The organism is Pseudoalteromonas sp. M8, assembly GCF_018141365.1.
Classification (GTDB): domain Bacteria; phylum Pseudomonadota; class Gammaproteobacteria; order Enterobacterales; family Alteromonadaceae; genus Pseudoalteromonas.
Genome location: NZ_CP047240.1, coordinates 2,904,219 through 2,916,900, shown reverse-complemented (window position 1 = coordinate 2,916,900; position 12,682 = coordinate 2,904,219). Strand labels below are relative to the sequence as shown.

Here is a 12,682-nt window from a genome sequence, read left to right as displayed (position 1 = left end):
AATTAGAGAGTCGCTGTGATGTCTCTAAATGAATAGCAAAAGTTACCAGTAAGAAGTAACTTTTGACAATAACTATGGAAGAGGATGATATTGTGAATAAATCTCAATTAATCGATCAAATCGCAGCTGATGCTGACATTTCTAAAGCGGCTGCTGGTCGTGCGCTAGATTCATTCATTGAGTCTGTAACGGGTGCACTAAAAGACGGTGACTCTGTTGCACTTGTAGGTTTTGGTACTTTCTCAGTGCGCGAGCGTGCTGCACGTTCTGGTCGTAACCCACAAACTGGTGAGACTATTCAAATCGCAGCAGCTAACATCCCATCTTTCAAAGCGGGTAAAGCGCTTAAAGACGCAGTAAACTAATTCAATTTGAATTAGGCGGTGCAGAGTCATCGCGAACTGCTTCAAGATAAAAGGCGTATCTGCTAAGATACGCTTTTTTTATACCATCACTAATCTGATTGGTGTAATGCTTAACCCAAATCTAGCAAACACAAAGTGCTTTAGTGCTTTGACTTAGATAAGAGAAACAATAAATGCTTGAAAAGATCAGAGAAGGCTCGCAAGGCCCGGCGGCTAAAATCGTATTAGGTTTAGTCATCTTATCTTTTGCGTTAGCAGGGATCGGTGGTTACCTAGGTCAAACCACAGAGCAGCCTGTCGCAGAAGTGAACGGAGTAAAGATTTCACAAACCAAGTTTTCTCGTGCTTACTCAAATGAACGCGCACGACTAGAGCAACAGTTTGGCGAATACTTTGCACAGATTGCAGCCGATCCTAATTATATGGCGCAAATTCGCCAAGGTGTTGTTGATCAATTAGTACAACAAGAATTACAAACTCAATTAGCTAAAGAGCTTGGTCTTCGTGTGAGCGATGAGCAGGTTAAAAAAGCGATTGTTGAAATGCCATATTTTCAAATTGGTGGAGAATTCAGTAACGACCGTTACTTACAAGTTATCCGTCAAATGAACTTCCAGCCAGATAGCTTCCGTGAATATCTTCGTGACGAGATGACTCGTGCGCAGTTAATCTCTGCAGTTGCTGGCACTGATTTTGTACTGAAAAACGAACTTCAGCAATCTATTGCGCTACAGCAACAAACTCGTGCTATCGACTATGCGGTATTAAGCAAAGAGTTGGTGAAAGATGAAGTGTCAGTATCAGATGAAGAAGTTCAGAACTATTACGACTTGAATCAAACTCAGTTCCAAGCTCCAGAATTGGTGGCGGTTAACTATATCGAGCTAAAAGCTGAAGATTTAGCGCCTGCAGAACCAGTTACTGAGGAAGCGTTAAAAACGTATTACGAAGAGCAAAAAAACCAATATCTTGAACCTGAAAGACGCCGCGTGTCACACATTCTTGTTGATGCAAGCGAAGATGCTGAAGCCGCTAAACAAAAAGCAGATGAAATTCTGGCTGAATTGAATAACGGTGCTGATTTTGCCGTTGTTGCAGAAGAAAAATCTGACGACGTGGTGAGCGCTGAGCTTGGCGGTGATCTAGATTGGATTGAAAGGGACATGATGGATCCGGCGTTTGAAGATGCAGCATTTGCGCTTGCCGCGGTAGGTGATGTATCTGAAGTGGTTGAATCTGAGTTTGGTTTTCACATTATCAAGCTAACGGACATTCAACGCCAACAAGCGCAATCTTTTGAAGACGTAAAAGACAACCTTCGTGCAGAGCTTGAAAAAGCAGCTAAAATCGATGCGTTCTATCAAAAGCAAACCCGTGTAGCTGAACTTGCTTTTGAAATGGCTGACTCGCTACAAGACGCTGCTGAAGCCGCTGGCGTTGAAATCAAATCAACTGAGCTGGTAAGTCGTAATGCGCTTCCTGAGCCACTGAATTCACCAGCGATAAGCAATACTATCTTCACGCCAGAGCTGCTAGAAGACCGCGTAAACTCTGAAGTGTTAGAAGTTGCACCAGAGCATATCGTGGTGGTTCGTGTTGCTGAGCATAAAGCGGCAGCGACGAAGCCACTTGAGGAAGTCAGCGCGCAGATCAAAACGCAGTTGAGCAATGAAAAAGCGTCGACATTAATTGCAGAGAAAGCACAGTCACTATTTGAGCAACTACAAGGTAGTTCTACTTTAGCTGAGATTGCCAAAGCACAAAATATCGAAGTGAAAAGCGTGACTGAGCTTAAGCGTCGTAGCTACGACGTACCGCCAGCTATCGCAGCAGAAGCATTTAAATTGCCTCAGCCTGGTGTAGCAGAAACAGAATCTGCACTTGTAGAGCTTGGTAATGGTGACTCGGCATTTGTGGTGCTGAAGTCTGTAACCACGCCTGAAGTTGATGGCAAAGTTGATGCGCAGCAGAAGCAGTCAATCACGGCTTCTTATGCAAACAAAAACTATCTTGAGCTACTAGCAGCACTTGAAGCTAAGTCTGAAGTGAAAAGACCACAGTTACAGGTCACAGAGCAGCAATAATCGTTTTTAGATAGCAGAAAGGCGCCAACACGGCGCCTTTTTTATGCCTTGTGAAGGGATATCGGTATTATTGAATATGCTCAAGTACGGTGCTTGCAACCGCTTGTGAAGACTGATAATTCTGGCCCGTCACTATGCGGCTATCTACCTTGATAAAAGACGCATCCCGCTCTCCATATACAAAATTCCCTCCAAGCTCTTCCACTTTAGGCTGAATTTGAAAAGGAAAATGCTTGAAATACGCTCTATCTGGATTTTCAAATGCGGTAGGGTAACCGGTGATTTGTTTTCCTTTGATGAGATACTCGCCATTTTTCAAGCGCAAATTAACGATACCAGCTGTGCCGTGGCATACAGCGGCAACAACACCTTGGTTTTGTTCATATATATGCATAGCAATACGCTGTAGAGTAAGGTTTTCTGCTACTTCATACATGGCATTACTGCCGCCTACATAATAGATTGCCGCATATTGGCTAGGGTCGACTTCAGCTGGGCGCATTGTGTTGCTGAGCGCATACATATAGTCAGGTTGGTAAAGGTACTTTTTATGTTCGCCGTTTGAAGTATTTATATAGCTCAGGTTTAGCGCGCCACCTTGTGTGCTGACAAAATCAACAATTAGTCCTGCTTGAGTAAATACGTCATAGGCACTGAGTAGCTCTTCGAAGCTCGTGCCAGCTGGCAGCTGACTATCGCCGTGAAAGGCCTTGCTTGACGCGACAATGAGCACTCGGCGACCTAAGTTCGTTACTTGCTCGGAAGTTAGCGTGGTTTGCTGCGCAGATTTACTGATGATTTTCCATGTGCCAGCTATTTTCTTTAGGAGTAGGTGATCGATGTACTGCACGTTTGACTTCAATATATCAATGCGGATTTTGGCCTGTGCAAGGTGATCATTCACGCTGATATTTAGAATTTTTGCGCGCCTGCCTGTGTCTTTTTTCGGACCTTTATACCAACTCAAATACTCTTTCAACGGGACTTGCCACATCGCTTGGTCTGACTTTTCTAAAATAAGTATCGCATCGGGATGAAACGCTTTTCTTATCATTTCAGGCTGGTTATTCGCGGTGCCACCGATGTAGTGGTTTAATGTAGCGGTAATTTTAGCGGTCTCATCCTCAAAAGCGATGGCGATGCTGGTTTGGATAAGTAGTAAAAATAACAATGGTACTAGTTTTGATAGGGTCATAAGCTTCTCCTGTAATGACTCAGAAGAAACATAAACTTATTTAATTAAAGCAGTCACCTAGAGTATATTTTAGGAGTCTGATAGTATGTTCTCGGAGTGCTTAAAGCTATTTGGAGAGTACCCCGTGAGCTTCTTAAATGCGGCAAAAAATGTGGATGCAGAATTAAAACCACACTCCAGTGCAAGGTGTTCCAGCGGCATGTTGGTGCTCGAAAGCAAGTGTTTCGCATATTCAACTCTCAAGCCATTGAGATATTGTTTAAAGTTACAATGATAGTGGCGATTTACTATTTGCGATAATTTGTTGTGGCTCGTGCCTAATCGTTTGGCCAATCGGGGGAGCGTTAAATCCGGCTCAGTAAATAGCTTGCTTTCTGACATTAGCGACTCAAGTTTGGCTATGAGCTGATTGTATTCATCGTCGCTTATGTGCGTATTGGCATATTTCTTTTCATTAGCAGTTGGTTTTCGTAGTAATTTGGGTGCGAAAAGGATGCTTAAATAGAGCACAAAGCTGAACGTGAGTGCTCCTGTGATGTAAGAAGTGAACGACGAAAAGAAATACGCGGCCCAAATGAGCCAGCAACCGCAGATCACAACCAAAGTTAGATGAAACTCAGCGTTGCCATTGGCGCTTTTGCCTATAGCTAGACGATAAAAAGTATAAGAACTTATCAGTAAATAACCTAGCCAAAAATAGGATGTGCCTTTGTAACCCCACATTTGCCAAATTTCAGGGTGAAGCTGATAGGGCATAAGTATACCAAATCCAATAATAAAACCGCTTAATGCCAAAAAGTGTATTGTTAGATAACGATTTTTGGTTTTACTGTAGCTTGCAAGTACAAAATTAAGCAGGCAGGGACCAAGCAAAAAGTAGGCACTCAAACCTATTTGCAGGATCGTTTTATCCAGCTCTGGGTTAAAGTAAAAAAGGACTGATTTACCAATTCGAATACAGAGTAAAATGAGGAGCACCGACACCCAGCGCAGTGCCTTTGCCTCCTGAAATTTTATTAGCAGTAGGGCGCTGAGAATAAAGCCATTAAACACCCCGATAAGTGAGAAGAAAAATAACAGATGGGCACTAAAATCCATTACTTATTCCCCGCGAAATTATGCTGATAGCAGCTTCTGCATGGTTTTAGATTTTGGAGTATTGAACACACGTTCGGTTTCGCCATATTCGACGACTTTGCCGCGGTTTAATACCAAAATCTCATCACTCATGTGACGAACCAAACTCAAATGATGTGTGATAAGCACGTATGCAAGTCCCGTTGCTGCTTGTAGCTCTAGCAGCAGATTTACGGTTTGCGCGCGTACGGATGGGTCTAATGATGACAACGCTTCATCCAATACCAGCACTTTTGGGTCTAAAATAAGGGCCCGCGCTAAGGCAACCCGCTGTAACTGCCCGCCACTAAACATATGAGGATAATAGTCTATGTGTTCGCCAAGTAGCCCGACGCGGCTGAGCGTGATGCGGATTTTCTTATAGCGCTGCTCTTCAGTGAGTTCTGTATTGTATTGCAGACAATCATCAAGCATATCCCCAATGGTGAGACCCGGGTTGAGCGAGCGAGTTGGGTCTTGAAAGATAAGGCGAATAGTACGGCAGTCATGATTGCGAATACCTGCGTCTTCTACAATTTGGCCATTCAGTAATATTTGTCCTGAGTCTGCCATGTCGGCACCGGCAAGTACTTTGGCGAGCGTACTTTTACCAGAGCCAGTCTCGCCTATGATCGCGAGGGTTTGTCCGGGAGCAAGCGCAAACGACACATCTCTGAGTACCTGTAACGAGCGGCGTCTGAACAGTCCTTGACGAGAAGTGTAGGACTTGTTTAAAGACTGTACTTTTAAGACGGGTTGCATTTTTGCTTCACCTTAATTAACGGAAAGTGGCAAGCGTAACTATGACCATGCGAGCGACTTTGCCTTGGCGTGACGACACATTCTTTTTGCGCTTGAGGGCATCTAGGCCCCAAGCGGCATCCTATGGGTAAATGCTGTAATGGTGGAATCGTGCCTTTCAAGGCATAGAATGCTTCTTTATGGCCGAGCCCTTGACCAAAGTCAGGTAAACTCTTAACCAGCGCCTGGGTGTAGGGATGCAATGGCTGTTTAAAAATAGCCTGAGTAGGACCTGCTTCAACCATCTGTCCGCAGTAGAGCACATGCATTGCATGAGACCAGTCGGAGATCTCTTCCAGCTCATGCGAAATCATTAATATCGACATGTTCTTAAGCTGGTTTAATGCCTTGAGCAATCGAAATACTTGCGCGCGGGCGGTACTCTCAAGTGCGGTGGTTGGCTCATCGGCAATAAGTAATTTAGGGCTTCTGGCGATGGCCATCGCAATCATGATCTTTTGACACATCCCCTCAGAAAGTTCATGTGGGTAACTGCTGCAGATCTTTTTATCGTCTCGGATCCCAGCTTTGTGCAATAGCGCTCGGACCTTTTCTTTTCGTGCTTTTCTACGACCAAAAAAGCCACCTTTTAAGACGCTATCGGGAATAGATTCCGCGACTTGGTCGAAAATGGTAGCGGTTGGGTCAAGGCTTCGACTTGGCTCTTGGTAAATCATCGCAATATCTTGGCTGACGAGCTTTCTGCGCTTTTCTGAAGATAAACGCATAAGGTCAACGCCACGCCAGTGCATGCGGTCTGCGGTTACTGTCCAGCGCTGATTGAGTACCCCCACAATGGCTTTGGCGATTAGACTTTTACCAGAGCCAGACTCACCGACAAGCGCATGTACTTCGCCTTCTTTAAGGCTAAGGTTGACCTTATCAACCGCGCGAATAACACCGTCTTCGGTACGTAGTTCAATGGTGAGGTTCTTAATGTCTAGTAATTGCATTAATCTGCCTTACGTTGTTTCAGCGCTTCACGCAGTCCATCACCAACCAAGTTGGTAGACAGTACTGCCAAAAAGAGCAATACACCTGGGAGACCTACAGTCCAAGGCGCTAGATAAATTAAACTTAAGTTTTCTTGGAGAATTGCACCCCATTCGGTCGATGGAGGCTGCGCACCGAGCTTTAAGAAACCAAGTGCCGCAATATCCAAAATAGCAGTCGACAGCGCCATGGTGAAGATAACCACGATATGCTCGTAAATGTTAGGCAGTATGCCACGGACGAGCAGTTTCCAGCGTGTTGCACCATCAAGCTTAAAGGCGATGATATAGTCTTTACTCAGCTCAGTGACTACTAAGTTTCTAATCGAGTGGATGTATTGTGGCAATAGCGCGAAGATAATTGCCCACACTGTATTCATCAAACCTGGCCCCAATATAGCAATGATGATAATGGCCAGCAGTAACGAAGGAATGGCGAGCGTAATATCCAATAAGTGATTAAGAAAGCTGGATTTTAAGCCTCGACTGGCGCCAGCAAGCGTACCAAGTACGACGCCGAGCGCCGTGGTAACCAAGGCTGCAATGATAGATAAACCAAACGTGTAGGTTGCTCCATTCATTAAGCGCGATAAGATGTCTCGCCCTAAATCATCTGTACCGAGTATAAAGCGCACATCGCCATCGTCATGCCAAGAAGGTGGTAGCAACAGGGCATCAGCATGCTGCTGGTTAACACCATAGGGCGCGATCAGCGGCGCTGTTAAAGCCAACACCGTCAGAGCAACAAACAGCCATAAACCCACTAGCGCAACGTGGTTTGAGCGGAATTTACGCCATAACCTAAATAAAGGTGAGCGATTAGACTCTTCGGTAAATAGATTAAACTTTGCCATGAGCCTGATTCCTTGCGAGCGGATCGAGTATCGAGTGAATAAAATCAGACAACATGTTGGCAATGATAACAAAGAAAGACACCGCGAGCAGTCCCCCTTGGATGGCGGGGAAATCACGTTGATAGATGCTTTCAATTAACCATCGACCGATCCCAGGCCAAGAGAATATCACCTCAGTGATCATCGCAAGTGTGATGAGCGTGCTAAATTGGAGGCCAATTTGTTTTATCACTGGAAGCAGCGCATTTCTCAGCGCGTGGTGGATGATAAGCTGGCTGCGATTAAGGCCTTTTGCTCTAGCTGTTTTAATATAGTTCTGGTCGAGGACTTCGAGCATAGAGTCGCGAGTAAAGCGGATCAAAACTGTCGTTGGGTACATAGCTAGCACAACGGTTGGCAGCGCTAAATGATGAAGTGCATCCCAAAATGCGGCACCACCATAGGGAAAATCTTCAAGATAAATATCAATCAGAATAAAATGAGTAACGGGCTGTATTTCATAAAGTAAGCCAATTCTACCGGACATGGGGAAAAGCCCAAGGCCCAGACAAAATGCCATAATAAGCAGCAGGGCTAACCAAAAAACTGGAATGGAAAATCCCATCAAGCTTAATGAGTTAATGAGCTTATCTGGCCACTTTTTATGATAAGCGCTGGCTATTACTCCACTTGGTACACCAATCAAGACTGCAACCGTCAAAGCATATAAACACAGCTCAAGCGTTGCTGGAAATAGATGTTTCACATGAGAAAGCACGGGCTGCCCTGATGATAAAGATAAACCCCAGTCGCCTTCAAACATACGAGTCATAAACGCGCCATATTGCACAAAGATATTTTCTTCAATACGATATTTTTCAACTAGCGCCTGCGTTTGGGCATAACTTGAGTTGACTTCACCACTGAAGTTAGTGATCAACTCACCAGGAAACAGGTAATTGAGGGCGAAAGTAAATATCGTTAGGGTAAACAACATAAAGCAAAGCAAGCTCAGTCGTCGATAAGCATATTTTGCGAACATGTTAGTCTCTCCTTGCCTCAGCGAGCGAAATACCACCAAATGGACGTAATGAGACGCCCTTGATATCAGAGCTAGTTGCTTGGAACCTTAGCCCGTGCGCAATTGGGACGAGAGGCAGTTGCTCAATGACCATTTTTTGTGCTTGCTGATAATAGTATTTTCTTTCTTCCATATCGTTGGTGTCTAACGCTTGAGTGAGCAATAAGTCAAACTCCGGATTACACCAGTTGGAAGGGTTTTTGCCACTAAATGTCGCAGTGCAGCTCAATAATGGGCTGAAGAAATTGTCTGGATCAGGTGTATCTGCTGCCCAGCCTAATAACACGCTATCATGCTCATGGCGGCCAACGCGTTCAATAAAGGTATTCCATTCGTACTCGACGATTCTGGCATTGACGCCAATATCACGTAGATCACGTTGAATAAGCTCAGCCATTTTCCGCGCGTTAGGATTGTAAATTCGCGACACCGGCATGGCCCATAAGGTCATGGAAAAACCACCCTCAAGACCAGCCTGTTTCAAATACTCTTTGGCTTTTTCAGGGTCATATGTTGGCATTTTTTGCTGTGCTTCAAATGCCCATGAAGAAGGGGGAAGCATCGAGCGGGCTAAAATTCCATTGTTGTAAAATACCGCTTGCATGATTTTTTCAAAATCTATGCTGTGCGCCAGCGCTTTGCGGACCAACGGATTATCAAATGGTGGCTTTTCGGTGTTGAATGCCCAGTAGCCTATATTCAGATTTGCGGCCTTTTCAACTTCTATGTCTTTTCTTTGCTCAAGCACGGTGAGCTGGGTAGCACTGGGGTGCGCCGTAATATCACATTCTTTAGTTAGCATTTTTGCGATGCGGCTAGTGCCATTGGTGGTGATATCGTAGACCAATTGTTCCATGTATACCGGGTGTTTCCAGTAATGCTCATGGCGATAATATCGGATCAGGTTATCACGTAAAAATTCACGGTACTTATACGGACCTGTGCCTACGGGCTTTTGATCAAAATCTTGCTTATGTTCAAGCTGTATAAGCTGATCGGCATATTCTTTAGAAAGAATGACAGCGAAGTCTGTGGCGATATTGGATAAAAAGCTACTTTCCGCGTTGAACAGATCAAAGCGAACGGTATGTTCATCCACTTTTTTTACTTGGCGGATCAGTTGGTCGAGTCCAATACTTTGAAAATAAGGATAATTTGCATCACCAACAAAGTGGTACGGATTGTAAACATCAAATAAACGGTTAAATGAGAATACCACATCATCGGCATTCATTTTTCTTGTTGGTGTGAAGTAGAGGGTATCGTGAAATTGGACATCATCCCTCAGGGTAAAAGTGAAAGATTTACCGTCATCGCTGACCTGCCAAGACGTTGCCAACTCAGGTAAGAATTCGCCGCTTTCAGGATCAATACTGATCAAGGTGTCATAAAGCTGATTGGCAATAATATCAATCGTAGACCCTGTTGTGGTCACTTGTGGATTAAATGACACAGGGTTCGCTTCTGCACAATATACTAAGCCTTGTGACTTATCATTCACTTTATTTGGCGTCTGATCCGTACAGCCAAATAAAGCGGTACACAGCACACCAAAAAACAATTTACGCACCACTATGCCTCTTGTTTTTGGTTTTGGTCCAGTAGGTTGTATTTTTTCAAATAACCTCTAAGTTGATGATACGTCAAACCAAGGTTTTGTGCAGTTTTCTTTTGATTAAATTGACTAAATTCAAGTGCTTTTTGCAGCATTGTGATTTCATAGTCGTTGGAAAGCGATTTTAAATCACAAGGGAAGTCGAATTCGAGGGTAGGATCTGCCTGTTGTTCGTTACTCGGTTGCGCTGCAGGCAAAGGCTCAACTTTATGAGTGGCTGCAGTTGTTGGCTGGGCATTTGGCGCTTTGATCCGTTGACTCGGCCTAAATGGGCTGGCAAAGGGGTCAAACACAATATCATGAACCGGAATTTGGTCATTGCCATGACGATATAAACTACGCTCCACCACATTTTTGAGCTCTCGTACATTACCGGGCCACGGGTAATCAAGCAGTTTCTCGATGGCTTTGCGGGTAAAGCCGCTAAATAACTCCCATCCTAAATCCCGAGCCATATTTATTGCAAAATGTTCGGCCAATAATAAGATGTCTTCTTTTCTCGCTCTTAATGGCGGTAAGGTGATGACGTCAAATGCGAGGCGGTCCAATAAGTCGTGTCTGAACTCTCCAGCATCGGCAAGAGTGGGGAGGTCTTCATTGGTAGCGCATACCAGTCGAGTATCTACTTTTACGGTTTGCTTGCCGCCAACTCGCTCGAACTCACCGTATTCAATTACACGCAAGAGCTTTTCTTGCACCATCGCAGAGGTATTAGCTAACTCATCCAAAAACAGTGTGCCACTGTTAGCGCGTTCAAATCGACCTTCATGGCGCTTGCTTGCACCAGTAAAGGCACCGCTCTCGTGACCAAATAATTCACTCTCTAAAAGGTTTTCGTTTAGGGCTGCACAGTTTAGTTTGACGTATTCCTGATCCCACCGCTCTGAGAGATAATGCAAACGTGCCGCAATTAACTCTTTACCTGTGCCACGCTCGCCAATAATAAGCACGGGCTTTTCTAAAGGAGCGAGCTGTGAAACCTTGTCTAGCACAGCTAAAAAGCTGTCAGATTGGCCTAATAAATTATCCTGTTGGCGAAAACGGCTCATATTGCCTAACTCTTAGTGGTTTTTACTAATAACTAGTGTATTTTAAAAAAAGTGATAACTAAAGGCTTTTTAAAAATAAAATAACATTATGATTTTATTGTGTTTTTAATTTTGTTAAAGTTGGCAAGCTATTTGATACATAGAAGTAAGCAATTTAGCTATTAACCAAAGAGGTAACCACTATGGGAATTTTTTCTCGTTTTGCAGACATAGTGAATTCTAATATCAATGCTATTTTGGATAAAGCCGAAGATCCAGAAAAAATGGTTCGCCTAATTATCCAAGAAATGGAAGATACACTAGTCGAAGTAAGATCGACCTCAGCAAAAACACTCGCTGAGAAAAAGGAGTTAACACGCCGTCTAGATCAGCTAAAAGCACAGGTAGATGATTGGCAAACCAAAGCAGAGCTTGCACTAAGTAAGGAACGTGAAGATTTAGCACGTGCTGCTTTACTTGAAAAGCAAAAGTCTGCGGAAGATGTTGCAGCCCTTGAAAAAGAGCTAGAGCATGTAGACACGCACATTGAAAAGCTGCAGCAAGAAGTCAGTACATTACAAGATAAACTGGCCGACGCAAAAGCGCGCCAAAAAGCGATTGTACTACGTCAGCGCTCAGCAGAATCTCGTTTAGAGGTGAAAAAGGCACTCGACAGCAGTAAAGTAGATGATGCCCTAAATCGCTTTGAGCGTTATGAGAGCAAAATCGATGGCCTAGAGTCGCAAATCGAATCTTACGATTTAGGTAAGAAATCTTTAGCGGATGAGATTGCTGATCTGCAAAAGAACGAAAAGATTGACGATGAGCTTGAACAGCTGAAAAAGAAAATGGCTGAAAAGTGAAAATAGTCGCACCTACTGTCAGGGTAGGTGCTAACCAACTACAATAATAACAGCCAGGTTGAAGGCAGGAGAAGATTATGTTTGACGCAGAAGTTTTAATGGCTCCGTTGATTATTTTTATGGTCATCGTGGCACCACTTTGGTTGATTTTGCACTACCGTAGCAAAAAGCAGGTAAGCCAAGGGTTAAGTGAACACGAGCATCGTCAGCTTATCGAATTAGCCAGCAAGGCAGAAAAAATGGCAGATCGTGTTGAAACGTTAGAAGCTTTACTTGACCAAGAGTCACCACAATGGAGACGCAAGTTATGAGTAGAGTAAAGCGAGAGCTATATCGTGACCCAAGTCGCGGCAAGATAGCTGGGGTATGCGCAGGTCTTAGCGATTACTTCAACATGGAGTTATGGCTTGTTAGGATCTTATTCATCACAGCCGTGCTATTATCAGGTGGTCCATTATTTATCGTCGTGTATGTGGCATGCTGGTTTATTTTAGATAAACGTGAAGTGACGCCAAACCGTTCACCTGATGCAAAAGATGAAGATAAAGTATCGGTGAAGTTTAAGGTGTGGCAAAAAGGCGAGCCGCCAAGACAGGCACTTTACGACCTAAAAGACAGATTATCACGACTTGATGGTCGCATTCAGAACATGGAACGCTACGTAACTTCCCCTGAATTTACGGTTAGCAGAGAAATTGACAAGCTATAA

At 44.0% G+C, this 12,682-nt stretch carries 13 protein-coding genes; 5 read left to right on the top strand and 8 right to left on the bottom strand.

Annotation, left to right across the window (positions count from 1 at the left end; genetic code table 11):
- Positions 1–92: 92 nt before the first annotated feature.
- Both hupB and GSF13_RS17870 read left to right on the top strand, forming a co-directional pair.
- Entirely contained in the window at positions 93–365 is a 273-nt protein-coding gene (hupB, locus tag GSF13_RS17875) for a nucleoid-associated protein HU-beta (RefSeq protein ID WP_010371157.1), read from the top strand.
- Between the two features lie 173 nt (positions 366–538).
- Entirely contained in the window at positions 539–2,449 is a 1,911-nt protein-coding gene (locus GSF13_RS17870; RefSeq protein WP_174170012.1) for a SurA N-terminal domain-containing protein, read from the top strand.
- Between the two features lie 67 nt (positions 2,450–2,516).
- On the opposite strand, the gene GSF13_RS17865 is transcribed toward GSF13_RS17870, so the two are convergent.
- The 8 genes from GSF13_RS17865 to pspF form a co-directional block, all read right to left on the bottom strand.
- Positions 2,517–3,644 (bottom strand): nuclear transport factor 2 family protein, encoded by a 1,128-nt coding sequence (locus GSF13_RS17865; protein WP_211866583.1) that lies wholly within the window; start codon positions 3,642–3,644, stop codon positions 2,517–2,519.
- Between the two features lie 69 nt (positions 3,645–3,713).
- Complete coding sequence (locus GSF13_RS17860; protein WP_206471054.1) at positions 3,714–4,742, bottom strand: AraC family transcriptional regulator; 1,029 nt, start codon at positions 4,740–4,742, stop codon at positions 3,714–3,716.
- An 18-nt stretch (positions 4,743–4,760) separates the two neighbouring features.
- Entirely contained in the window at positions 4,761–5,522 is a 762-nt protein-coding gene (locus tag GSF13_RS17855) for an ATP-binding cassette domain-containing protein (protein WP_128726417.1), read from the bottom strand.
- Complete coding sequence (locus tag GSF13_RS17850) at positions 5,507–6,514, bottom strand: oligopeptide/dipeptide ABC transporter ATP-binding protein (protein ID WP_010606731.1); 1,008 nt, start codon at positions 6,512–6,514, stop codon at positions 5,507–5,509. The genes GSF13_RS17855 and GSF13_RS17850 overlap by 16 nt, the downstream gene beginning before the upstream one ends.
- Complete coding sequence (locus tag GSF13_RS17845) at positions 6,514–7,407, bottom strand: ABC transporter permease subunit (protein WP_010371175.1); 894 nt, start codon at positions 7,405–7,407, stop codon at positions 6,514–6,516. Before GSF13_RS17845 ends, GSF13_RS17850 begins: the two co-directional genes overlap by 1 nt.
- Positions 7,394–8,428: an ABC transporter permease subunit gene (locus GSF13_RS17840; RefSeq protein WP_010606732.1), complete on the bottom strand. Its 1,035-nt coding sequence runs from the start codon at positions 8,426–8,428 to the stop codon at positions 7,394–7,396. The genes GSF13_RS17845 and GSF13_RS17840 overlap by 14 nt, the downstream gene beginning before the upstream one ends.
- Before the next feature lies 1 nt (position 8,429).
- Positions 8,430–10,013: an ABC transporter substrate-binding protein gene (locus tag GSF13_RS17835; RefSeq protein WP_211200812.1), complete on the bottom strand. Its 1,584-nt coding sequence runs from the start codon at positions 10,011–10,013 to the stop codon at positions 8,430–8,432.
- 26 nt (positions 10,014–10,039) lie between these two features.
- Complete coding sequence (gene pspF / locus GSF13_RS17830; protein WP_211866581.1) at positions 10,040–11,131, bottom strand: phage shock protein operon transcriptional activator; 1,092 nt, start codon at positions 11,129–11,131, stop codon at positions 10,040–10,042.
- 182 nt (positions 11,132–11,313) lie between these two features.
- Between pspF and pspA the strand changes: the two genes are divergently transcribed.
- The 3 genes from pspA to pspC all read left to right on the top strand — a co-directional run bounded on the left by pspA (position 11,314) and on the right by pspC (position 12,682).
- Positions 11,314–11,973 carry a phage shock protein PspA gene (pspA, locus tag GSF13_RS17825; RefSeq protein WP_010371188.1) on the top strand — a complete coding sequence of 220 codons (660 nt, stop codon included), beginning with the start codon at positions 11,314–11,316 and terminating at the stop codon, positions 11,971–11,973.
- 77 nt (positions 11,974–12,050) lie between these two features.
- The gene (pspB, locus tag GSF13_RS17820) at positions 12,051–12,284 is read left to right on the top strand and encodes an envelope stress response membrane protein PspB (RefSeq protein WP_010371190.1); all 234 of its coding nucleotides are present in this window, start codon (positions 12,051–12,053) and stop codon (positions 12,282–12,284) included.
- Entirely contained in the window at positions 12,281–12,682 is a 402-nt protein-coding gene (pspC, locus tag GSF13_RS17815) for an envelope stress response membrane protein PspC (RefSeq protein WP_010606736.1), read from the top strand. Before pspB ends, pspC begins: the two co-directional genes overlap by 4 nt.